The organism is Chondromyces crocatus, assembly GCF_001189295.1.
Taxonomy (GTDB): domain Bacteria; phylum Myxococcota_A; class Polyangia; order Polyangiales; family Polyangiaceae; genus Chondromyces; species Chondromyces crocatus.
This window is the reverse complement of record NZ_CP012159.1, coordinates 3,454,143-3,477,703: the sequence shown is the minus strand read 5'-3', so window position 1 is coordinate 3,477,703 and position 23,561 is coordinate 3,454,143. Positions and strand designations below refer to the sequence as shown.

The 23,561-nt window shown below is 70.2% G+C and carries 18 protein-coding genes; 13 read left to right on the top strand and 5 right to left on the bottom strand.

Going from position 1 to position 23,561, the window contains the following annotated elements:
* Positions 1–2: 2 nt before the first annotated feature.
* On the bottom strand, positions 3–518 hold the full coding sequence (locus tag CMC5_RS12955; RefSeq protein WP_156338535.1) for a hypothetical protein: 516 nt from the start codon (positions 516–518) through the stop codon (positions 3–5).
* Here CMC5_RS12955 and CMC5_RS12950 point away from each other — a divergent pair.
* Positions 505–3,201: a coiled-coil domain-containing protein gene (locus CMC5_RS12950; protein ID WP_050430702.1), complete on the top strand. Its 2,697-nt coding sequence runs from the start codon at positions 505–507 to the stop codon at positions 3,199–3,201. The two genes, CMC5_RS12955 and CMC5_RS12950, sit on opposite strands and share 14 nt — an antisense overlap.
* Before the next feature lie 200 nt (positions 3,202–3,401).
* Positions 3,402–5,282, top strand: a complete 1,881-nt coding sequence (locus CMC5_RS12945; RefSeq protein ID WP_156338534.1) for an outer membrane protein assembly factor BamB family protein — start codon at positions 3,402–3,404, stop codon at positions 5,280–5,282.
* 12 nt (positions 5,283–5,294) lie between these two features.
* Here CMC5_RS12945 and CMC5_RS12940 read toward each other — a convergent pair whose 3' ends face one another.
* Positions 5,295–6,101, bottom strand: a complete 807-nt coding sequence (locus CMC5_RS12940; protein ID WP_050430700.1) for a DUF695 domain-containing protein — start codon at positions 6,099–6,101, stop codon at positions 5,295–5,297.
* A 44-nt stretch (positions 6,102–6,145) separates the two neighbouring features.
* On the opposite strand from CMC5_RS12940, the gene CMC5_RS12935 reads away from it, so the two are divergent.
* The 3 genes from CMC5_RS12935 (at position 6,146) to CMC5_RS12925 (ending at position 8,795) form a co-directional block, all read left to right on the top strand.
* Complete coding sequence (locus CMC5_RS12935; RefSeq protein WP_050430699.1) at positions 6,146–6,877, top strand: hypothetical protein; 732 nt, start codon at positions 6,146–6,148, stop codon at positions 6,875–6,877.
* Positions 6,878–6,987: 110 nt separating this feature from the next.
* Positions 6,988–8,181: an AAA family ATPase gene (locus CMC5_RS12930; RefSeq protein WP_050430698.1), complete on the top strand. Its 1,194-nt coding sequence runs from the start codon at positions 6,988–6,990 to the stop codon at positions 8,179–8,181.
* Complete coding sequence (locus tag CMC5_RS12925; protein WP_050430697.1) at positions 8,178–8,795, top strand: DUF4276 family protein; 618 nt, start codon at positions 8,178–8,180, stop codon at positions 8,793–8,795. The genes CMC5_RS12930 and CMC5_RS12925 overlap by 4 nt, the downstream gene beginning before the upstream one ends.
* A gap of 78 nt (positions 8,796–8,873) precedes the next feature.
* Here the strand turns inward: CMC5_RS12925 and CMC5_RS12920 are convergent, their stop codons facing one another.
* The gene (locus tag CMC5_RS12920; protein ID WP_050430696.1) at positions 8,874–9,761 is read right to left on the bottom strand and encodes a LysR family transcriptional regulator; all 888 of its coding nucleotides are present in this window, start codon (positions 9,759–9,761) and stop codon (positions 8,874–8,876) included.
* 65 nt (positions 9,762–9,826) lie between these two features.
* On the opposite strand from CMC5_RS12920, the gene CMC5_RS12915 reads away from it, so the two are divergent.
* The gene (locus CMC5_RS12915) at positions 9,827–10,630 is read left to right on the top strand and encodes an SDR family NAD(P)-dependent oxidoreductase (protein ID WP_050430695.1); all 804 of its coding nucleotides are present in this window, start codon (positions 9,827–9,829) and stop codon (positions 10,628–10,630) included.
* 495 nt (positions 10,631–11,125) lie between these two features.
* On the opposite strand, the gene CMC5_RS12910 is transcribed toward CMC5_RS12915, so the two are convergent.
* The gene (locus tag CMC5_RS12910; RefSeq protein WP_082362439.1) at positions 11,126–11,917 is read right to left on the bottom strand and encodes a hypothetical protein; all 792 of its coding nucleotides are present in this window, start codon (positions 11,915–11,917) and stop codon (positions 11,126–11,128) included.
* Between the two features lie 282 nt (positions 11,918–12,199).
* On the opposite strand from CMC5_RS12910, the gene CMC5_RS12900 reads away from it, so the two are divergent.
* The 3 genes from CMC5_RS12900 to CMC5_RS12890 all read left to right on the top strand — a co-directional run bounded on the left by CMC5_RS12900 (position 12,200) and on the right by CMC5_RS12890 (position 15,804).
* Positions 12,200–13,567, top strand: a complete 1,368-nt coding sequence (locus CMC5_RS12900; protein ID WP_082362438.1) for an SUMF1/EgtB/PvdO family nonheme iron enzyme — start codon at positions 12,200–12,202, stop codon at positions 13,565–13,567.
* Between the two features lie 166 nt (positions 13,568–13,733).
* Positions 13,734–13,991, top strand: coding sequence for a CPCC family cysteine-rich protein (locus CMC5_RS46900; protein ID WP_050435872.1), 258 nt, complete (start codon positions 13,734–13,736; stop codon positions 13,989–13,991).
* Between the two features lie 79 nt (positions 13,992–14,070).
* A complete protein-coding gene (locus CMC5_RS12890; protein WP_050430690.1) occupies positions 14,071–15,804 on the top strand; it encodes a class II glutamine amidotransferase in 1,734 nt (577 codons plus the stop codon).
* 308 nt (positions 15,805–16,112) lie between these two features.
* Here CMC5_RS12890 and CMC5_RS12885 read toward each other — a convergent pair whose 3' ends face one another.
* A complete protein-coding gene (locus CMC5_RS12885) occupies positions 16,113–17,252 on the bottom strand; it encodes a hypothetical protein (protein ID WP_050430689.1) in 1,140 nt (379 codons plus the stop codon).
* Between the two features lie 182 nt (positions 17,253–17,434).
* Between CMC5_RS12885 and CMC5_RS44400 the strand changes: the two genes are divergently transcribed.
* The 4 genes from CMC5_RS44400 (at position 17,435) to CMC5_RS12865 (ending at position 23,466) form a co-directional block, all read left to right on the top strand.
* Positions 17,435–18,217: a hypothetical protein gene (locus CMC5_RS44400; RefSeq protein ID WP_156338533.1), complete on the top strand. Its 783-nt coding sequence runs from the start codon at positions 17,435–17,437 to the stop codon at positions 18,215–18,217.
* Positions 18,218–18,305: 88 nt separating this feature from the next.
* On the top strand, positions 18,306–18,719 hold the full coding sequence (locus CMC5_RS12875) for a hypothetical protein (protein WP_050430687.1): 414 nt from the start codon (positions 18,306–18,308) through the stop codon (positions 18,717–18,719).
* Positions 18,720–19,081: 362 nt separating this feature from the next.
* Entirely contained in the window at positions 19,082–21,184 is a 2,103-nt protein-coding gene (locus CMC5_RS12870) for an FG-GAP repeat protein (RefSeq protein ID WP_050430686.1), read from the top strand.
* A 137-nt stretch (positions 21,185–21,321) separates the two neighbouring features.
* A complete protein-coding gene (locus CMC5_RS12865; RefSeq protein WP_050430685.1) occupies positions 21,322–23,466 on the top strand; it encodes an FG-GAP repeat protein in 2,145 nt (714 codons plus the stop codon).
* The last annotated feature ends 95 nt before the right edge of the window (positions 23,467–23,561 follow it).

Here is a 23,561-nt window from a genome sequence, read left to right as displayed (position 1 = left end):
ACTCAATCTGCGCCGCTCGTCTCGCCTTCCGCGACGGGTTCCGCGCCGCTCGTCTCGGCCTCTGCGACCAGCTCCGCGCCGCTCGTCTCGGCCTCTGCGACCAGCTCCGCGCCGCTCGTCTCGCCTTCCGCGACCAGCTCCGCGCCTCTCGCGTCGACCTCCGCCGCCCCTTCCGCATCACCTGCGGGCAGCGGCACCCAGTCGGCGCCCCTCACCGGCAACGCCACCCAGTCGGCGTCCCTCACCAACGCCCGCGGTCGCCGAGGAACCGTCGTCGTCCAGCAGCCCATCCGTCCCGCGGCGTCTCCCTCGACCCCTCCACCTTCCCCCTCGCAACCGAGCGCTCGCCCCCCCGCCGCCACAGGCTCCGCGCCGCTCGTCTCGGCCTCTGCGACAGGCTCCGCGCCGCTCGTCTCGGCCTCTGCGACAGGCTCCGCGCCGCTCGTCTCGGCCTCTGCGACAGGCTCCGCGCCCCTGTCTCCCTCGGCCACCACCTCGGCGCTCTTGCGTCCCTCCACGCGCCCGCAGCCCCCCGACGCTGCAGCGCGGCCCACCAGCGACGCCACGCTCGCCCGCAAGGATCAGGAGATCACTCGCCTCCGAGACGACCTGGCCCGCCGCGAGAGAGAGCTCGCCGATGCCCGCCAGGACGCACTCGACTACCGGCGCCGCAACGCCGAGTTCAACGACAAGCTCCACGAGTCCGACCGCCAGAAGGGCGAGCTGCGCTCCCAGGCCGCCTCCCTCAAGGCCGAAAAGGACCTCTCGCTCAAGCGCGCCGAGGAAGCCCGCACCCGCACCGCCAAGGCCGAGGCCCAGGTCGAGAAGATCCAGGCGCAGCTCATCACCCTCCGGCAAGAGCTGGCCGGCGCCGACGTCGGCCCACGCGAGCACATCCAGCGCCTCGAAGAGGATCATCGCAAGCAGATCGCCGAGCTGACCACCTCCTACGAGGCCGAGCTGGGCACCGCCGACGCCGCGCATGCCGAGAAGGTCCGCGCCCTCTACGACGAACTCGCCCGCTCCGAAGAGCGCGGCGAGGAGGCCAGGCGCACCGCCGCCGAAGCCGAGCGCCAGCTGCGCCACAAGCAGGAAGATGCGCTGCGCCTCGAACTGCAAGGCCGCGACGAGACCCACCGCAAGGAACTCGCCCGGCTCACCGAGGATCACCAGGCCGAGATCACGCGCATCGACGCCTCGTACAAGCTCGAACTCGACGCCCTGAAGCAGGCGCTCGAGAAGGCCGAGACACGCCACGCCGACGCGCTCCGCTCGGTCACCGCCGCACACGAGGAGCAGCTCCGGCACCGCGCGGCCGAGCAGGCCCGCGAACTCACGCGCTCCACCACCGCCAGCGAGGAAGCCCAGACCCGCAACGCCGCGCTGCTGCGCATGCTCGACGAGCGTGACGCTCGCGTGCGCGTCCTCGAAGAAGAGCGCCAGGCCGACCAGAGCGCCGCCATCGCCCTCGCCGCCGCGCGCGACGAGGAGCACCGCGCCGAGCTGCGTCGCCTCGACGAGGTCCACCGCACCGCCTTGCGGCGCGCCGACGAGAACCAGCGCACCGCCCTCTCCTCCCTCGCCGAGAAGCACCAGCAAGAGCTGACGAAGCGCGAGGAGGGCTACCTCGCCGCCCTCCTCCAGGAGGAAGAGGTCCGCGCCGCAAGCCTCGCCGCCGCCGAGGAGCGCTACCACGCCCAGAACCGCGCCGTTTCCGAGGAACTCGCCGCCCTTCAGAAGAAGCTCGAAGAGCGCACCCGCGACACCGACGAACTCGCCGCCAAGCGCGTCGCGCAAGCGCAGCAGGACCTCGAGCAGCTCAAGGACGAGCACACCGCGGAGCTGCGCCGCGCCGAGCAAGCGCACGCCCAGGAAATCACCTTCATGGAGGAGGCGCACCAGCGCGAGATCGAGAACCTCCGCCGCGCGCAGGCCGCCGAGATGACGGCCGAGGCCGAGTCCCGGACGCAGGGCCTCGACGAAGCCCGCGCGGCCTACCAGAAGGCGCTCACCGCGCAGGAAGCCGCCCACCAGGAGGCACTGGGCCGCGAGCGCGACGATCACACCCGCAGGCTCGCCGACGCCGCCCGCGCCGCCGACGCCGAGGCCCAGGTGAAGGCCGACCAGTCCCGCGAGTCCTTGCGGGCCGAGCTCCTGGCCATGCACACCCACAACCTCGACCTCGCCCGCGCCGAGCACGAGCAAGCCCTCGTCCGCGCCCGCGAGGGCATGAACCGCGAGCTGCGCGCGCGCGAACAGGATCGCACCCGCGCCGACGAGGACACCGCCCGCAAGCTCAAGGAGCGCATCATCCTGCGCGAGCGCGAGATCCAGGATCGCCACCACGGCGAGGTGCAGCGCGTCCACGCCGAGCACGAGGCCGTCCTCGCCAGCCTCGAGGTCGCCCACGGCAAGCAGCTCGACGCCCTTCGCGTCGAGCTGGACACCGCCGCCGAGCACGCCGAGAAGCAGAAGACCGAGGCCCTCTCCCGCGCCGCCTCCATGCACCGCGCCGAGCTGGGCGTCCGCGAAGCGAGCTGGGAAGCCACGAAGCAGGACCTGCAGAAGGAGATCAAGGCCCTCTCCATCGACGTCGAGCGCCTCCTCGACGAGCTCGAAGCCTCCGCCGCCCAGACCCGCGCTCGCGAGCAGGCCGCCGAGTCACGGCGGAAGGCCTACGAGAAGCTCCAGGGCGAGATGGATCAGATCCGCCGCGCCTTGCTCGGCTCCGCGGGCCAGCTCGAGCACGCCGCCCGCCGGCCCATCGAGACGCACACCGACGGCGGCAAGACCAAGGACGCCGACCGGAACGCCTCGGACAAGGGAGCGAAGAAGAAAGGCGCCAGCAAGGACGCGGCCACGGACAAGGTCTCGACCAAGGACACCACGGACAAACCCGCAACGGCCGACAAGTCCACGGAGAAGAGCGGCGCCTCGGACAGGAATGCTGCGGACAAGAGCGCCGAGGACAAAGCTGCTGCGGACAAGGGCGTGAGCAACAAGACCGCATCCAGCGACCGAGGCAGCGAGAACGACAAGTCCGGGGCGCGCGCCCACGCGGCCGAGACGGCGACCGCCACGCGCGACGAGAGCGTGAACAGCGACGTCGCCGACGCGGGCGCCACCGCCACGGCAGACACCCCGTCGCACCGCAGCGCCGCCGCCACCGAGGACGACGACGCGACCCGGACCCGCGCCTGACGCAGCAGCTCCCTCTTTGCACCGAACGAACGTGACGCGCTGACACCGCGTCGCCCCGGCCACCTCAGCAACCCTCCCAGCTCAGCAGGCATCACAGCAGCGCTCCCCCCCGGTGTGCACACGCAGGCCGACCCGACGCGCATCGACCGCGACGACGCGAGGCATCGGCACGGGGGGGAGAGCGCATGGTACGGACCTGGATGACGAGGGTCTCGCTGCGGAGGCTCGCCCTGGCGTGGGCCGGGATCGCCACCCTGGCGTGGACGGCGAGCGCCGCCCTGAGCGCAGGGTGCGTCTTGCCCACCGAGGGCGACTCCAGCGCGGACAGTGAGCCGACCGCGGAGAGCCTCCCCCCGACCACCTGCATTCCGGGTGCGACCGCGCCTTGCTACACCGGCCCCGCGGGCACCGAAGGCGTCGGCGTCTGCCGCGGCGGCCAGCGCACCTGTGACGCTCGAGGCGCCGGTTACGGCCCTTGCCTCGGCGAGGTGCGCCCAGCACCGGAGCGCTGCAGCACCCCCGACGACGAGGACTGCGACGGCGAGGGAGGCGAGCGCGACCGCGACTGCGTCTGCGCGCCGGGAGAGGTCCGCGCTTGCTACACCGGCGACCCCGCCACCCGCGGCGTTGGCATGTGCCACGACGGCACCAGCACCTGCGACCCCCTCACCCTCACCTGGAGCGACGCCTGCGACGGCCAGACGCTCCCCGCGCCCGAGGTCTGCACCACCAACATCGACGACGAAGACTGCAACGGTGCCTTGTGCGGCGGTGACGTCGTCTGGGCCCTCCGCGCTGGCGGCGACGGCCCCCAGACCGCGCACGCGATCGCCACCGACGCCGACGGCAACACCGTGGTCGTCGCGAGCTTCCGGGGCGCCTTCACCCTCGCTGGCACCACCTACCAGAACCAGGGCGACCTCGACGCCGCCGTCATCAAGATCGATCCCGACGGCACCGTCCGCTGGGTCCTCCCCATCGGCCCCGCCCGCTCCCAGATCGTGCGCGCCGTCTCCATCGACGCGCACGGCGACATCTACATCGCCGGCGACTTCGAGCACACCCTCACCTTCCCTTCACCAGGCCAGGGCGCGCCCCCCGTCTCCCTCGTGTCCACCAGCGCCTCCGACGTCGACCTCTTCGTCGCCAAGCTCGACCCGCAGGGCAAGCTCCTCTGGGCGCACGACTACGGCGACGCCGACGAGCAGCGCGCGTTCGGCCTCACCGTCGGCGCCCAGGGAGACGTCCTCGTCACCGGCGCCATGGCCGGGAAGATCGACTTCGGCGGCACCGTCTTCACCAGCGCCGGCGGCCGTGACCTCTTCGTCGCCAGCTGGAGCGCGGACGGCGAGCCCGGTTGGTTCAAGCGGTTCGGCACCCTCCATCACCAGGAGGGCACCGACCTCGCCCTCGGCGCATCGCTCCTCGTCACCGGCGGCGCCACCGGCGCCTTCCCGTTCGGTGACAGCGTCATCTCGACCGGCAACAGCGCCGACGTCCTCGCCCTCGCCCTCGACCCGCAGAGCGGCACCCCGCGCTGGGGCGTCTCCTTCGGCCACCCCGGTGACACCCAGCACCAGGTCGGCCTCGGCATCGCCCTCGATCCCATTGGCCACCCCTTGCTCACCGGCACCTTCACCGACGCCCTCCACCAGGGCGACACCCTGCTCCACGGCGGCACGACCAGCGGCTTCGTTGCCAAGCTCAGTCCAACGGGTCAGCCCCTCTGGAGCCGCGCCTTCGGCAGCACGACCTCCCAGGGCAACGCCATCGCCTCCGACCGCCACGGCAACGTGCTCCTCGCCGGCCACTTCGCTGGCAGCGCCGACCTCGACGACCCTCCCCTCCACGCCACGCAGCCTGGACCCGACTTGCTCGTCGCCAAGCTCGATCCCGAGGGGCGCCTCCTCTGGAGCCGTCACCTCGGCAACGGCTCACCCCAGGCTGGCACCGCGATCACCACCGACGCCTCGGATGCCATCCTCCTCGCCGGACAAGCCCGCGGCACCCTCGACCTGGGCCCCCAGCTCCTCAACGCCGGCCCTCACCCGACGCTCTTCGTCACCAAGCTCCACCCGTGACCCGCGCCCCCCTCACCCGTGACCCACCGCCCGTCGCACTGGACACCCCCAGCCGTCGTACCGCCCCCCGTGCGACTCGGCGAGCACGCTCAGCGCGCAGGTCACATCGTGGATGTGCCCCATCTCCACCGGATCAGGCCGCACCAGGTGCGCCCCGAACCGCCCATCCTGCGACGCCCCCGCCTCTCCCTCACCGCCTTCGGCCGGCGCCCCCTCCGCCTCCGCGCCTGCCGGCCTCCCGACGAACCCCTGCTCCGCCGCCGCGGCCAGGAACGCATCCCGCGACGCCTTCTGCTGGAAGAACGCGTAGTGATCCACCGGCCGCGGCAGATCGAGCTGATCCCCGTGCGACCGCAGCTCATCCACCACCCGGCGGTCCTTGATCCATTGCATCTCGTCCGGCCCCGGGTGCAGAAACTCCCGGTAATGACTCCACGCGGCATCCTCCTCCGCGCGCCACGCGAGCCCTTCGTAGCCGGGCACCGCCGCCACCGCGCGCCGGAGCGCCTCTTCCACGCCCTCCTCGGAGCGCGCGTAGTAGAAGATCTCCCGCTGCCCATCCCACGTCAGCCGACCGACTTGCTCGGCCCCGCACACCGCCGACAGCTCCGCGTCGATCTGCTCCTCCAGCACCCGCAGATCCGTCGCCTCGTCCGCCGAGGAGAGCCCGTCCGGCCGCGGCGTCCGCATCGGCACCTGCACCGAGAGCAACCAACCACGCGCCGGATCGGGCGCACGTGTCGCCGCTTCCAGATCCACCATCACCGACGCCGGCCGCTCCTCGATGGTGCAAAAGTAGAAGTCCCACTCCCCGGACATCGAAAGCCTCCTCATAATCCCAAGCGATCCAAGCGATTGATACGATGACGCGACAGCTCCCCACGACGTACGACGCACCGCGAGACCCCTGCACGACGGGCCGGACCCTAGCACCACGCAGGTCCAGCGAGCCCCCGAAGTCGTCTTGCCGCCCCTCGACGCGACGCCTCACGTCGTCCCTCATCGCGCTCGTTCTCGCCCTGGGTCTCACCGCCTGCGACCGACACCCCTCCGCACGCATCCAGGGCAAGCTCATCGCACCTCAGGGCGTGGCGGGCGCGCTGGTGCTCCCCCTCGACGGCGCCCGCGACGCCTTCGTCGTCGACCCCCTCACGGGCGAGTTCAAGGCCTGGTACGGCGCCATCAGCGTTGCCACGACCACCATCCCCCTCTTCGTCTACGTCCCTGGCCAGCGCCCCTTGGTGCTGACCCCTGGCCGCGACTTCACCCTGGAACCCCACGACGGCGCGCTCATCGCCGACCTCCAGATCGACACCACCCGCGCCCGCCAGCCCCACCCGCTCCCGCTCACCTGCCTGGGCGACCAGTGTACGGCCGACCTGCCCCCCGAGGCCGGAGCCTGCCGCGCCTCGCTCATCCTGCTCGACGGCCCGCGCGCCCTGCTCGTCTCCCCGGGCGAGCGCGAAGTGAAAGGCGGGGAGCGGATCGTCTCCCTCCTCCCCATGCTCGAAGGCCGCCCCCGCTCCCTGGTGCTGGTCGTCGTTTGCCCGAACGACGATTACGTGACCGACGTGGCGCAATTCGACGATTATTGAGGCCAGTGACGCAGCGCGACTGGACCACTTCGAACTTGTATTCTATCCGACACGCCGATACGCTTGCATCGCTCCACATCTCTGCGGATATCGGACCAAATTCGTAAACCATGGGTATTCAGAAGCTGAGCATCAAGGGTTTCCGATCCCTGCGCGAGATCACATGGGAACCGGGCGCGCTCAATGTCATCATCGGCCCCAACGCATCGGGGAAGTCGAATCTTCTCCGTGCGATCATGCTCATGCGGAAGGCTGCGCAAGGGGAACTCTCCGGCGAGGTTCTTCGCATGGGAGGGATCTCACCCCTGCTCTGGGACAGTCAGGCTCATGAGATTCAATGGTCACTGAAGACAGACCCTGTCGGTGTCGGTCGAGAGCCGATAGCAGAGGCGCTGACCTACGAACTCACGCTGCGCCAGCTCGGAACGACCAGCGCTTATCGTGTCGAGCATGAGCTTCTGGGCAACTTCCATCTCAAGGATCTCGGCCAGAAACCTGCACCGAAGAAATTCCTCGAACGCAGGCCGGGACATGCGGTCACCTTCGACTTCCAGGAGAGGAGCCTCGTCGCCCACGAGGGAAGCGTGCCTGATGACCAGACTCTTTTGTCGTTGATCTCGGGTCCTTTCGGGAACCCTCTGGTCATCGATTTCAGTACAGCACTCTCGGGATGGTCCATCTATCACGACGTACGGGTGGACCAGGAGGCCCCCCTCCGTCAGCCAGCCGTCACCAGAATGGAACAGCGGGTCGCTCCCGATGGTCAGAACCTGATCCCCGTGCTGCACACGCTCTATACAGGGAGCCGCGATTTCAAGCAGAGGCTCGACGAGGCCATGAAGGCCGCATTCGGTAGCGATTATGAGGAACTCGTCTTTCCCCCTGCCTCCGATCAGCGTGTCCAGCTCCGCATACGATGGCGCTCTCTTCGCACCGAGCAATCTGCGGCGAACCTCTCGGATGGAACCCTCCGCTTCCTGCTCCTCTGCACCATCCTGAGCAGCCCTACCCCGGGTGCGCTCGTCGCGATCGACGAACCCGAAGCTGGCCTGCACCCGAGCATGATGCCGGTTCTGGCAGAGCTGGCCACGGAAGCGGCGGAACGAACCCAGGTCATTTTCACGACGCACTCACCTCAGCTCCTCGATGCGTTCACGGAGACCCCCCCAACAATCACGGTGACCCGCTGGGAAGATGGCGCAACCCATCTCTCGATCGTGGACGACGAAGAACTACGCCGATGGTTGAATGAATACAGCCTCGGTGCGCTACAGCGCTCTGGAGAACTCGAGGGAATGGCATGAAGGTCGTGCTCTTCGTCGAGGGAACCACCGAAAAGGCCTTACCTGCATTCTTCAAGAAGTGGCTCGATCCTCGCCTGCCAAGACCCATCGGGTTCAAGGTCGTCCGTTTCGAAGGATGGGCCGAGTACGATCGCGAGATCGAGAGAAAGGTCGAGCTGAATCTGTCGGGTAAAAAGGCAGCCGATGTGGTCCTGGGGCTCGGGCTGCTCGATCTCTACGGACCGACCATCTATCCCAGAGGACTCGCGACCGCAGACGAACGCTACGACTGGGGGAAAGCCCACTTCGAAAAGCGTGTCGATCATCCGAGATTCCGACAGCATTTCGCCGCCCACGAGACAGAAGCGTGGCTCCTCTCAGATCCCTCGATCCTTCCCCCAGCCGTCGCCAATGCCCTCCCGGGGCGATGCGCGCAACCTGAAACCGTGAATTTCGATGAGCCGCCAGCAAAGCTTCTGGAGCGGCTGTATCGAGAGAAGCTACGTAGAGGCTACAAGAAGGTGATCGACGGCATGAACCTCTTCGCGGCTCTTTCCCCCGACACGGCCCATGCGCGATGTCCACGCTTCCGCGCCATGCTGGACGAGATGCTCGCCGTGGTAAAACAAGCCTGACCTACCGCGGCGCGACTCGCAGCGCCACATTCATCACAGCGTCTCCCATACCCCCCATTGCAGCGCTGCATGCACCACCTATCGCAGCGCCTCCCGCAGCGTCCTGTCCAGCGCATTCAGCACCAGCCGCACCCGTGGCACGTTCCGCAGCTCGCGGTGGTAGGCGAGGAACACCGGCACCGACGGCAGCTCGGCGTCGACCTCCAGCCGCACCAGGCCGGGCGTCGCGCGCCCCGTGAGGTCGGACAGGAGCACGATCCCCTGCCCTTGCACGGCGGCCTCCAGGACCCCGAAGTCCGAGTTCGACCGCACCACGAACCGCTTCGCCCCGTGCTTCACCAGCCACGCGATCTTCGGCGCCTTCGCCAGCATCCGCTCGTCGCCCACGAAGTCGTGCCGCTCGAAGTCCGTCGTCTTCAACCGCCCCCCGCGCAGCCGCCGCTCGATGTAGCTCGGCGCCGCGTACAGCCCGAAGTGCGACTGCCCGACCGCGCGCTGCACCACCACCGGCGACGACGTCCTCCCCGAGCGCAGCCCGATGTCCGCCTCGCGCCGCGCCAGATCGACGAGCCGCGACTCCGACAGGATCTCCAGGTGCAGCCCCGGGTGCAGCCGCCGCAGCTCGCAGAGGCACTTCGTCACCCCCCGCACCGCCCCTTCTCCCGTCGACACCCGCACCGTCCCGGAGAGCGCCTCCTCCCCCTCGTCACGCCGGATCGCCCGCAGCCCCAGCTCGATCTGCTCCGCGAGCGCCACCAGCTCCAGCGCGTCCGGCTCGACGAACGTCCCTCCACTGCTCCGGTGCACCAGCGGCCGCCCCAGCGCCGCCTCCAGCGCCGCGATCCGCCGCGCCGCCGTCGACGTCGACACCCCCAGCGCCTTCCCCGCCGCGAGGAAGCTGCGGTGCCGGTGCAGCGCGAGGAGCACACGCAGATCGTCCCAGGGCGGTGAGGGTTCGTTTTGCATTCGTGGAAACCAGATTACCACCCCTGTCCGTTGCCGGTCATCACCACCGGGCGCATGTTCGGCGCATGAACACCTTCGATTTCGCCGGGAAGACCGTGCTGCTCACAGGTGCCTCCATGGGCATCGGCGAAGCCTTCGCCCGTGAGCTCTCACGCCGCGGAGCCACCCTGATCCTCGTCGCGCGCAGCGAGGCGAAGCTCGAAGCGCTCGCCACCGAGCTGGGCAACGCCCACGTGATCCCCCAGGACCTCACCACGGCCGGCGCCGCGAAGCGCGTCTTCGACGCCGTCACCGCGAAGGGGCTCGACGTCGACGTCCTCATCAACAACGCCGGCTTCGGCATCAACGCTGCCTTCGACGACATCCCCCTGACCACGCAGCGCGAGCAGATCGACCTCAACGTCGGCGCGCTCATGGAGCTGACCTACCTCTTCCTCCCGACCATCGAGCGGCGCCAGGGCGGCGTCATCCAGGTCGCCTCCATGGCGTCCTTCATGCCCTGCCCGTACATGGCGGTCTACGGCGCGACGAAGGCCTTCGTCCTCTCCTTCGGCGAAGCGCTCTGGGCCGAGTACCGCCCTCGCGGCGTCCGCGTCCTCACCCTGTGCCCGGGCGCGACGGACACCCCCTTCTTCGAGCGCGCAGGCGCCGTCGGTGGCGCCGACAAGCGAGCGCGCCCCGAGGACGTGGTGGAGGTCGGCCTCGCTGCCTTCCTTGCCGGCCGCGCCACCGTCATCCAGGGCACCGCCAACTACGTCGCCTCGCTGTCCCCCCGGTTCCTCCCCCGCGAGTTCACGGCAAAGACGATGGCGCGCATCGCGAAGCCCAAGGAGCCCGCGCGCCTCCGCGCCGCCCGCCGGGGCGCCTGACGCGAAACGCCCCTCCCGGACCGTCGCATCCGCTACAGCCACAACGGAACCAGGAGCGACTCACCGCCGCCCGAGAGGCGGGAGGACGACCGAAGAAGGCGCAGCACCGTTGCTGCACCCTCGCCGGAAGCTCCGCACACGTGCAGCAATGTTGCTGCGCACGCGCCGGAAGTTCCGCGGGGGTGTCGGAAACGTTGCTGCACACGCGCCGGAAGTCCCGCAGGGGTGTCGGAAACGTTGCTGCACCCTCGCCGGAAGTTCCGCGGGGGTGTCGGAAACGTTGCTGCACACGCGCCGGAAGTTCCGCGGAGCGTGCAGCAACGAAGCTTCACCCTCGTCCGGACACCCGCGAACCCCTCGGAAACGTTGCGTCACCCATTTCCGCCGCCCTGCTCGCCTCCGAGAACCCCTCGTGAGCGCGGGGCGAGGGAGTGGCCCATGCCTCCGTCCAGGCATCCCGCTCGACCTACCGAACCCATGGTGGGGCGCCGCTCGTCAGCGGCGGCCGATCTCACCGCGCGCCAGGACGGTCGCTCCTCCGCTGCCCAGCGCCAGGAACACCACCGACACGCCCAGCAGCGCCATCGACCACGGCTGCCCGGTCACCCAGCGGTCCGCCTCGATCACCACGGCTTGCGCGAAGTGCTGCGCCAGGTACGCCAGCGCCACGAACCCGGCCGGCACCGCTGCGCGTCCCCCTCGCACGAGCAGCCACGCTCCGGCCAGGTACGTCCCGCTCGAGAAGCCTGCGTCCACGAGGGCCGCAGTCCAGAGCAGGCCGTGGGCGCCGGCCTGGTGGTACGGGTGCGCGCTCCGACCCGTGCGCAAGAGGTCCACGGTCACCTGCCCCCAGATGAACCAGAGCAGCCCCGCAGCGATCACCAGCACCACCGTGAGCGCCAAGGCCACGCGGCGATCCACCCGCCGCCGTGAGAGTGCTGGTGCCGCCTGGGCAAACGCCGTCATCGCGAGCGGCAGCCCGAGCGCCGTGACGCCGACGAGCAAGGGCTGCGCAGGCACGATCCCTCCCGTCGCCGTCACGCCCGCGCCGCCCGCGACCAGCAGGATGGCGAGGGAAAAGAACAGCAGCCCGCAAGGAATCACGAGGAGAGGCGCCCAGGCACGACCCCGCATCCAGCCCAGCGCGGCGACCGCGAGGAGCACGCTGGCGCCCACGCCAGCGACCGCAGCGCCATGGGCCTCGGCGGCGATGCTCGGTGGCAGATCGGGGGCGTGAGGCGCTCGCCAGGCCACCATCGCGACCAGAGCGATGCCGAGGAGGACCATCCCCGCACCCTTCGACAGCGGCGCGTCCTCAGGCTTCGACAGCGGCGCGTCCTCGGGCCCAGGCGAGACAGGACCAGGCGCGGCGGGTGAGGATGGCGACGCGGGCGAGGTCATCGACGGGGCCTAGCACACACGGGCGAAGGTGCCGCGAGGGGGCGCTCCGGCACGAGGTCGAGCACACGCTCGGGAGCCTCGGTGTTCAGGGTCGCTCTGGCGATGGAGCCCGGTGGCGACTTTCTTGGGTAGGTCACCGGCTGCGCAGTACGCTCGGCGTGCTTCACCATGCGCACCTCGTCGCGCGCCACCACCTCCAGGCAACAGCCGGCCGGCGCCGACGACTCGATGCCCCCGCTCGCGATGAGCCCTGCGGCCCCCAAGGACAGCCACAACGACCCGTCCTGGCTCCGCGTGGGTCTGACGCTCACCGTCGCCCTGCCCGCAGGCATCGCGCTGGGCTGGGGGGCTTTCCAGCTCTGGCCTGGAGCGACCGTGCGTCCCTTCTCGACGTCGACGACGATCGCGGCGACGGACGCGCCATCGGGGACGCTCTCCCTCCGGGAGACGGATGGCCTGACGGTGGACGGCCCAGAACCGGATGGCCCAACGGCGGACGGCCCAGGAGACGAAAGCTCGGCCGCGACGACCGATGCGCCCGGCGGCACGGGGGCCTCAGCAGCGACCGACGCGCCCCCTTCGTCGCCCGTCGCCGAGCAGGAGGACTGGATCCCGGAGACGCTCTCGACGCAACGCACACGCCTCTTCGCCCGCATGCGGCGAGGGCTGCGGCTCGACGAGGCGCAGATGGCCGCGGTCGAGGCGATCTTTGCGGCTTCGCCGGTGCTCGGGCAGGGGAACCCGGAGATCACGCAGCATCCGATGGCGCGCTCGACGTGCCGGGAGCGGCGGGCGGCGGCAGGGGTGGTGGACGTCGACGAGCCCCGCTGCGGAGGTCCGCACCGCGTGCCGGTGTTCAATCCGGAGGCGGGACAGGCGGCGCGGGATGCGCGGGTGTGCGTCGATCAGTTCGAGTTCCCCGGGCTGCCTTGCGAGTACCCGGTGGTGCACGTACGAGCGCGCGAGGCCGCGCTGCTCTGCAAGGCCGTGGGCAAGCGGCTCTGCGACGCGCACGAGTGGGAGGGAGCGTGCGCGGGGGCGCTGCGGCCGGTGGAGAAGGAATACACGTGGGGCCGGCCGCGGCCCGAGGCGAAGCACCAGCACAACGTGACGCGCACGCGGGTGTGGAGCTACGGGCCCGAGAAGGACCACCCGCGGTGCGCGACGGGGAGCGTGCGGACGCCGGGATGTCCGGGCGGTGGTTACGACAAGTGCGGGTCGAACACGTACCCGGCAGGCGCGTTCCCCGCGTGCGGTAGCCCCTTCGGGGCGTTCGATCTGCACGGGAACGTGGCGGAGCACATGAGCTTCCCGCTGCGGCCCGAGGAGCTGGGCGCCGCGGGTGGGGACGGGATGACGGAGATGAAGGGGAGCTGGTTCGTGTTCGCCACGGTGAACGCGCACGAGGATGACTGCCGCTGGCGCGCACCGGACTGGCACGGGACGCGCGTGATGAGCGAGACCAGTCACCTGAACTATCACCTGGGGTTTCGCTGCTGCGCCGATGTCGCGGATGCTGCACTGGCCGCCCCATGATGCCCCCCCGCTGGGATGGAAGTTCGCGGCGGCGCGTCCGCTCGTCCTGCCTGACACGTGCGTCCTGTTCAGCGCCTTGCCGCCCGAGCTGGCGGCGGTTTTCCGTGCTCGGCGCGAGGGTCGACGTGAACGACGCCGACCCATCACGCGCGCTGGTGAGGCCATCGTGAAGCCCCGACACGCCTGCCCTTGCTGTCAGTTCATCACGCTCACGGAGACACCAGGGTCGCATGAGATCTGCCCGGTGTGCTTCTGGGAAGACGACATGATCCAGCGCGAAGATCCCACGTTCGAGGGCGGTGCGAACCGGGAGAGCCTCACCATGGCGCAGGCGAATGTCCGAGCGTTCGGTGCTTCCTCTCTGGCCGTGCTCGCTCACGTACGTCCGCATTTGCCGGAGGAAGAGCCGGATGGGGCGAGGTAGCGCACCTGTTCTCCCCGGACGCTCGCGTCGGGACAAAGGCTGCGGGCTGGGTTAGGGTCCGGGGAGGAGCCTTCGCCCGATGCCCAACCTGCTCGCGCTGTCCTTCGAAGGAACGCTCGCCCCGTCGGTCGATCTCGTGTGTCTGCGGCCGGGTCACAAGCCGCCGGACGGGTGGGGCATCGGCTATTACGCGGGGAGCGAGCGGAGCGCGACGGTGCTCAAGGAGCCCGCGCCGCCGCAAGGGAGCATCCGCAGCGAGCTGGTGAAGGCGTGGGAGCACCTGGAGTCGTCGCTGTTCGTGCTGCACATCCGCGCGGCGACGTGGGGGAGCGTGAACGATGCGAACACGCAGCCGTTCTCGCGGAGCTGGGCTGGGCGGGACTGGCTGTTCGCGCACTCGGGCAGCTTCAGGGACCGGCTCGTTCGCGAGGAAAAGACGCTGTTCGAGCCGGTGGGATCGACGGACACGGAGTTCATCTTCTGCAAGCTGATGAACTGGATGGTGGAGCAAGGGGTGCGCAGCCTCGGCGAGATCGACCCGGCGGTGCTGCGGGAGTGGTTCGCGTCGATGAACGACTACGGCGGGCTCACCTCGGTGCTGACGGACGGGCAGGATCTCGTGGTGTACGCGGACCGGCGGGGCGAGGGCGAGGCGTACATGCTGGAGGTGCTGCCGCCGTACGATCACCTGGCGTTCGGTGACGACCAGCTCGGTCTGGATCTGAGCGGCCGCGGGGTGCCGGCGCGCAAGGGGGTGATCGTGTCGTCGGAGAAGCTCCGGATGCCGCCGGGGTTCCGGGGGGAGTGGAAGCGGATCCCGCCAGGAGACCTGATCCGGGTGCGGCAAGGCGCGGTCATGGCGGAGGTCGGCGCCTCCAGGGACCTGGGGTCGGTGCGGCCCCACGTCAGCTCGCGCAAGACGGTGTCGCGCCCGACGACGGCGGAGCTGCAGCGGTTCGAGGTGGTTCACCGCACGGTGTACCGCTACACGACGCCGGTGGAGCGGAGCACGCACCTGTTCCGGCTGACGCCCGTCCACGATCGGTTGCAGTCGCTGCTGGAACACCGGCTCAGCGTCTCGGTGGACGGGCAGCAGCGCGAATACGATGACGTGTTCGGGAATCGGGTGCGGCGGATGCTGGTGGAGGCGCCGTACGAGGAGATGGTCCTGGAGGGGCGCTCGCTCGTGGAGCTGCGTGACGTGGACCCGCTGAGCTTCAAGCCGCTGCACGCGCGGTCGGCCATTCCGCTGGTGTGGATGCCGTGGCAGCGGCAGATCTTGCAGCCCTACCTGCTGCCGCCGGAGCTGCCGGAGACCCAGCTCGCGGAGCTGGTGAGCTATGCGATGACCTTCGTGGAGCGGAACGATTACGATCTGCTGGACACGCTGCTCGATCTGAACAGCACGATTCACCGCGAGTATCAGTACGCGCAGGGGACGACGACGCTCGCGACGACGGCATTCGACGTGTACGCGCACCGGCGGGGGGTGTGTCAGGACTTCACGAACCTGTTCATCTGCCTGGCGCGGCTGCTCGGGGTGCCAGCGCGGTACGTGTGCGGGTACATCTACACGGGGCCGAAGCACGAGAACCAGCGGCAAGGGGAGGAATCGCACGCCTGGCTGCAGGTGTACTTGCCCGAGGTGGGCTGGAAGGGGTTCGATCCGACGAACGGGATCGTGACGCAGACGCAGCACGTGCGGGTGGCAGTGGGGCGCAATTACGTGGATGCGACGCCGACCTCGGGGACGATTTACGTGGGCGGTGGAGGCGAGACGCTCGAGGTGGATGTACGGGTGGAGCCGGTGTGAGCAGGCCACGGAGGCCGTGACGCGCCCGATGGCCGTGCTGGCCGCATTGGCCGCGACACCTGGGGTGACCCTGATGCGCGTCATGCGTATGGAACGCGCAGGTCATCTACAGGGCGCATGACATGACGCGCCTGTCATGGAGTGGCATCGTTGCGCATCGTGTCCCCTCGACGTGAATCGGCGTCGAGAGCAGAGGACGGAGACGAGCGTTCGCGCATGCGCTCAGATGAGGGAGCGAGCGAACATCCGAGCTTCGCGCTCGACGCCGAGCATCGACTTCGGATGTCCGTGGCCCGTGCCAAGCCTGCTCATTGAGGCGGCGGAGGAGGCGGAGGCGGCGGCGCGAACCCCTGGACGATGTAGACGCGATCGGTGCCAGCGCCCCAGGTCAGGAAGAGGAAGTCGCCGGTGGCGGGTTCGAAATAAGCGCCCCAGGGACGAGGGAACTCGGTGAAAAAGTCCTTCCGGCTCTCCACGACGGGGTCGCCCTGGGCGTCGACGTCGTAGGTGGCGACGGTGTTCGTACTCCACTCGGCGACGATGAGGCTGGGCACGTCGAAGCCGGGGGAGCCCGCGGGGATGTAGGCGAAGCCGCCAGGACCGTTGGCGAGCTTCGGGCCGCGGACGGCGTTCGAGAGCGCGAAGGTCTGGCCATTGCTGGCCATGCTCAGGCGATACCAGTCGCCATTGCTCCAGGTGAGCGCGCGCGGCTGACCTGCGCCGGTCAGGCCCGGGGGGACGAAGCCGAAGCCGGAGACGCTGCCGCCATAGATGATGCCAATGGCCGCGCCCTCGATGATGTGGGACGGCTGGGTGGCGCCAGGGAGGAGCTGGGCGATCTGGTTGACGGGGTACGAGGGGTAGAACAGGACGTTGCTGGGGCCGTAGACGAGGTTGGCGTCGACGTACGGGGTGCTGACGACCTGGGTGGCGGTGCCCTCGAAGCCGATGATGTTGCCGCACGGGCCGCGCCGGACGCCGATGGCGTAGATGGCGCCGTTCGCGTTCTCGGAATCGCCGGCGATGAGCAGGGTGTTGGGGTCGTCGTGCTTGATGACGCAGCCGCCGAGGTGGGTCGGGGGCATGCCCGGGACCGGGCCGAGGTCGTAGACGGTGTAGAGGTCGGCGACGGCAGGGTCGAGGACGGCCTCGGGGCCAGCGGGGGTGGAGAGGGTGTCCTGGCAGGCCGGGGCGCCGCCACCGCCAGCGCCGCCAGGGCCGACGAGGGAGCCGCCGACGCCCGGCTCGCCGCCCGCAGTGCCGCCGGCGCCGCCTGCACCACCCGCGCTGGTGGCGCTGCTGGAGGTCGCAGCGGCGGGGTTCGGGTCGTCGCCGGAGCAGCCAGGGAGGCCTGCCTGCGCGGCGAGGAGGAAGGCGCTGGCCGCGAGGAGCGAGGTGGCCGGGCCGAGGGGGGCGCGCGAAGGGGCGCAGGCGGGAGGGCGGAGCATGAGGGCGATGCTAGCCAAGGTGGGGAGGAATGGGCAGCCCGCGTGTTCGCGCAGGGGGCTTCGATCACGAAGGAGCGTGGGCCGCGGACACGAAAGGGCGTGGGCCGCGGATGGCGTCGGTCCGAGGAGGCCTGGCGCACGGGGCAGCTTCCTGGCTGCCAGGACCGACGTACCATGGGTGGATGCCGCACCGCCGGGTCGCTTCGCTCCTCCTGCTGTTGCTCGCAGCGTGCAATCCGACGTCGTCGCACGATGCGCCAGGTGCGTCGGTCGGTGTCGCGCCGTCAACGTCGGGTGTGTCGGCGGGCGCGTCGTCAGCGGCGGTGGGCGCGTCGTCAGCGGCGGTGGGCGCGTCTTCGGCAGCACCCGGGGCTTCGGTCGCGCCGAGCGACTCGGCCGGACCTGGAGGCGCTGGGACGATGGAGGACGTGGCGAGGTTCTTCGGGCCGACGCGGCTGCCTGGGACGCGGACGAAGGACACGGTGCGGGGAGCCGGGGGGTTGTTGATCGGGATCCCCGAGGGGTGGGTCACCGAGAATGTCTACGATGAGTTCGACATCGCGCGGCCGAAGAACCCGATCGACAGATCCGCCAGCGCACTTTACAATGTCGCGCCGATGAAGGCGGGCGCTCCCTTCGCGCTCGATCTCCGGGCGGTGGCGGAGCTGTCCGCGATCTTGCGCATCAAGGACACGACCTGGGATCCGCCGGTCGAGGTGCGCGTGGGTCCGCAAGGCTACCGGGGGCTGGTGTCACGCGGGCGTGGTCTCGGGCTCGCCAGATCCGAGGGGGAGAAGGAGGCGCTGGCTGCGCTGGTGGAGGTGCCGACGCGAAAGCCAGCGATATTCATCGGGGCGTGGATGAAGGCGCACCCGGAACGCGAGGAGGCTCTGATCGACATGCTGCGCGCGCTCGCGCCGTGCGAGTTCAAGCCGAACAAGGGGTGCGTGAAGGTGGAGCCCTGAGGCTCGACACGGGGAGCCGCGCGCCGAGGCGTGAGAGGACGCGCCGCATGGTAAAGTCCGTGCTGTGACAGCAGACGAGAACCTGGCGATGAGCGTGACGGCGGGGGTCGTGGTCTTCGTGTTTCGACGGCCAGCCTCGGAAGCCGTGTGGGCTTCCCACGTGGCGCGCGTCCAGAGCGCCCTTCAGCACAGCAGGCGTGGTCGGGTGCTGCTGGCGAGCCGGGGCGAGATGCCTGGACCGACGGAGCGGCAACATCTGGCGCCGGTGCTGAAGGCGATCGGTCCAGGGACGCACAAGATGGCGTTCGTCGGCGATGGGACCTACACGCACGGGATGATGAAGGGCATGATCGCGATGGAGTTCGCGAGCTTCGGCTGGAACGTGCAGCTGTTCACGCACGATCACTTGCCCGTCGCGCTCGATTTCCTCGACCTTTCCCCTTCGCAGCAGGGGGACGTGACGGACGCGCTCCGGTCGCTGCTCGAGGGCCCCAGGCGCTGAGCAGGGGCTGCTGACAGCGCACTCCGGGCGCTGCGCGATGGCGGTGAGCCACGTGTCCGGCACGACATCAGCGCGCTGGTCGTCAGCGGATCGGGAGAGGGCGACGTTTCGGCGCTGAACGATCCCTCACATCGTAGTAAAGACGCGCGCGACCGAGGTCTGCTGCTCCGCCGGGTGGCAGCTCGTGCGAGGTCTACGGCTCGTCCGAGGATTGCCGATCGTCATCGGCGGCTCGTCATCGATCGAAGGAGAAGGTCGCGATGCGCGTGAAGGCTTGTACGGTCTCGTCCCTGAACGGAGCGTTTCGTCAGGGCGCTGGGAGACCGGGCGGGCGCCAGCCCGGGCGGCGGTCGAGGGGGTGGATGCTCGCTGGGCTCGGGCTCGGAGCGCTGCTGGCCGGGGCCTGCGGGGTGGACGAGCGCTGGGGGCTGGACGAGAAGCGCAGCGCGATCGTGGAGACGGAGAGCGCCGCGGTGCAGGTGGCCGAGGCCGCCGCGGTCCCCGGGAACTCGCTCGACGCGCTGGTCGCCACGCACCAGGCCAAGCTGCTGGCCGGTGACGGCGCAGCAGGCGACAGCTTCGGCTTCACGGTGGCGATGTCGGGCGACACGGCGGTGATCGGAGCCTTCGTGCACACCAGCAGCGTGGCGCACGAGGGCGCGGCCTATGTCTTCGTGCGGTCTTCTGGCGGGACGTGGACACAGCAGGCGAAGCTCGTCGCCAGCGACGGCGAGGTCGAGGACTTCTTCGGGACGTCGGTGGCGATCGATGGCAACACGATCGTCATCGGCGCGCCCGATGACGACGAGGATGTGGACGACGAGGGCTCGGCCCATGTCTTCGTGCGGTCGGGCAGCACCTGGTCGCTCCAGGCGAAGCTCGTCGCCAGCGACCGGGCGGAGAACGATTTTCTGGGCCGCTTCGTGGCCGTCTCCGGAGACACCATCGCCCTGACCGCGGCCGGAGACGATGACAACGGGGCGCAGTCGGGCTCGGCGTACGTCTTCACGCGCACGGGCACGAGCTGGACCCAGCAAGCGAAGCTCCTGGCGAGCGATGGCGCAGCAGGCGACGGCTTCGGCAGCGCGATCACCCTGGCGGGAGACACGGTGGTCGTGGGGGCGTCCGAAGACGACGATCACGGGACGAGCTCGGGTTCGGCGTATGTGTTCACCCGGACGGGTTCGAACTGGACGCAGCAGGCCAAGCTCCTGGCCAGCGACGCGGCCACGGGAGATTACTTCGGGACGTCCCTCGCCCTGAACGGGAGCACGGTCGCCGTGGGGAGCCAGTTCGACGCCAACGAGAACGGGACGGGCGCTGGGTCGGTCTACCTGTTCACACGGGCGGGGTCGAACTGGACGCAGCAAGCGAAGATCCTGGCCAGCGACGGTGCTCAGAGCGACTTCTTCGGGGCCTCGGTCGCGCTGGAGGGCGAGACGCTCGTCGTCGGAGCCCATTACGACGACGACCGGGGCTCGAACTCGGGCTCGGCGTACGTCTTCACCCGTTCCGGGTCGAGCTGGACGCAGCAAGCCAAGCTGCTCGCCAGTGACGGGGCGACGAACGACTTCTTCGGCCTCTCCGTCGCACTGTCGGGGGAGAGCGTGCTGGTGGGGGCCTACGGAGACGACGATTTGGGCAGCTCGTCGGGCTCCGCGCACGCCTTCCGGCTGGTGGGTTCGCTGGGGGATCCTTGCACGACGGCGGCCCGGTGCGGCTCCGGTCACTGCGTCGACGGGGTCTGCTGCGACTCGGCGTGTGGCGCGGGGGCGTGCGATGCGTGCTCCGTCGCTGCCGGCGCCGCCGTCGACGGGACGTGTGCGCTGCTGACGGGCCCCCCCTGCAACGACGGTGATGCCTGCACGCAGGTCGACACGTGTCAGGTGGGGGTGTGCACGGGTGCGAATCCCGTCACGTGCATGCCGATGAGCGCGTGCCATGCGGCCGGGACCTGCAACGCCTCGACGGGGATGTGCTCCAACCCGGCGCTGCCCGATGGGACGGCCTGCCCCGGTGGGATGTGCATGGCCGGGACCTGCGTGCTCGACTCGGGGCAAGGGGGCGCGGGCGGCGCTGGTGCCGGGGGCGCGGGCGGCTCCGAGCCAGGGACGGGCGGCGCTGGCGGGTCCGAGCCGGGCACCGGGGGTGCTGGCGGCGCGGGAGGTGCCGGTGGCGCTGGCGGCTCCGAGCCGGGCAGCGGTGGCGCAGGTGGTCAGGGCGAGGCGGGCCATGGCGGCAGCGGCGGTGACGCGGGCGCCACCTCCAGCGCCTCCGTGACCACCACCTCCTCTGGTGCAGGTGGCGGCGTGAGCGGTGACGACGGGGGCTGCTCGTGCTCCACAACAGGTGCCACCGACGACAGCCGGATGGGCGCTGCCTGGCTGTTGCTCGGAGCCCTCGGGCTGCGAGGGGCACAGCGACGACGGCGCCTCACGGTGCGCTGCGACGCCGGCGCACGCTGAGCCACGCCCTCCTTCGCCCATCCCCATCCCTCATCCCCATGGGTCGGCACCGGGGATGCGGCGACCACCTTGCTCCGATGCATCCCCCCTGCTCTCCTGCGCGCTTTCCACTCGCACCGGGTTCTCGAAGCATACCGATGAAGACGCCTTACTTTCGATGGCTCCTCTGCCTCACCTCGATCACGCTGTGCGTGAGCAGCGCCTGTGGCATCCCCGACAGCCTCGACGAGCGGGAGCAGGTCGCCGTGGCCCCCGCGCACCTCACGACGACCCAGCAGGCAAAGCTGCTTCCGCCTGACGGCGCGGACTACGACAACTTCGGCCATGCCACGGCGCTCTCGGGCGACACGGTGGTGCTCGGCTCTCCTGGCCACGTCTCGAGCGTCACCGACGATGGCGCGGCGTACGTGTTCGTGCGTTCCGGAGCGACGTGGGCCCAGCAGGCCAAGCTCGTGCCGAGCGATCTCGCGGCCGGGGACACGTTCGGTCGGGCCGTGGCGATCGACGGGGACACGATCGTCGTGGGGGTCGTCTACCACGACGCAGGCTTCGTCGACACGGGCGCGGCCTACGTGTTCGTGCGCGCTGGAGCGACGTGGACCCAGCAGGCCAAGCTCGTCGCCTCCGACAGGGCCGCGAACGACTTCTTCGGGACGGCCGTCAGCATCTCCGGCGACACCATCGCGGTGGGCGCCGAAGGGGATCGCGACCTGGGCACGAACTCGGGTTCGGCTTACGTCTTCACCCGCTCCGGAGGGGCCTGGACCCAGCAAGCCAAGCTGCTCGCGGCCGACGGCGCGGCCGGGCACAAGTTCGGCATGGCGATCGCAGTGGAAGGCGACACCGTGCTCGTCGGGTCGCCCCAGGACGATGCGCAAGGGTCGGCTTCCGGGTCGGCCTACGTGTTCGTGCGCTCCGGAGCGACGTGGGCCCAGCAAGCCAAGCTGCTCCCCACAGGCGGTGCCCAGAGCGACTTCTTCGGCCGCGCCCTCGCCCTCTCCGGTGATACCGCCGCCGTGGGCGCCCTCTACGCCGACCGGCCCGGGATGCTGAACACGGGCGCGGTGTACGCTTTCACGCGCACCGGCGCGAGCTGGGCTCAGCAAGGCAAGCTGGAGGCGGCCGACGGCGACGTCAACGACCTCTTCGGCGAGTCGGTCGACATCGAGGGCGACACGATCGTCGCGGGGGCGACGAACGATCGCGATCACGGTCCGAACACGGGCTCGGCCTACGTCTTCACCCGAACCGCGGGGAGCTGGACCCAGAAGGCCAAGATGTCGGCCAGCGACGCGGCGGCAGATCGTCGCTTCGGAAACGCCATCTCCATCGCGGGCGATGCCGTGGTGGTGGGCTGCCACTGGGACTCGCCTCGAGGCTCGAACTCGGGCTCGGCCTATGCGTTCGTGCTGACGAACGATCTCGGTGACGCCTGCACGACGGCAGCCCAGTGTGCCTCCGGCCACTGCGTCGACGGCGTCTGCTGCGACACCGCGTGCAATGCCGGGCCATGCGACGCTTGCTCCATCGCCGCAGGCGCCGTCACCAGCGGGACGTGTGCGCTGCTCACCGGCAACGCCTGCGACGACGGCAATGCCTGCACGCAGACCGATGCGTGTCAGGCAGGGGTCTGCGTCGGAACGGATCCCCTCACCTGCACGCCCGCGAACGCTTGCCACATGGCGGGGAGCTGCGATGCGGGCACAGGCATGTGCTCCAACCCGAGCCTGCCGGACGGCACGAGCTGTCCTGGCGGCCAGTGCCTGGCCGGGACCTGCGTGCTCGACCCGGGTCAAGGCGGCGCTGGCGGCACGGGAGGTGCCGGGACGGGCGGCGCTGGCGGCAGCGGTGGCGCTGGCGGCAGCGGTGGCGCGGGCGGCAGCGGTGGCGCGGGCGCAGGCGGCACGGGCGGCAGCGGTGGGATCGGCGGCATGGGGGGTGCTGCCGGGACCGGAGGCGCTGGTGGTACAGGCGAGTCCGGCGGCGCTGGCGGCGTGGGTGGAGCTGGCGGCGCTGGTGGCTCCGAGCCAGGCAGCGGCGGCGCTGGAGGTCAGGGCGAAGCTGGCCATGGCGGCAGCAGCGGCGACACTGTCGTCTCCTCAAGCGCCTCCGCCACCACCACCTCCTCCGGCGCAGGTGGAGGCGTGAGCGGCGACGACGGCGGCTGCTCGTGCACCGCGGCAGGCGCCTCCGACGACAGCCGCCTGGGAGCCGCCTGGCTTCTGCTCGGCGCCCTCGGCCTGCGTGGAGCGCAGCGACGACGGCGCCTCACCGCGCGCTGAGACGCCCCCCCTCGCGACCTCACCGGCATCCTCGTCGCCCCAGCGCGCGCTCCTCGCCTGAACCAGCGCCCTCGCCCGTGGATTCGACTCTCACG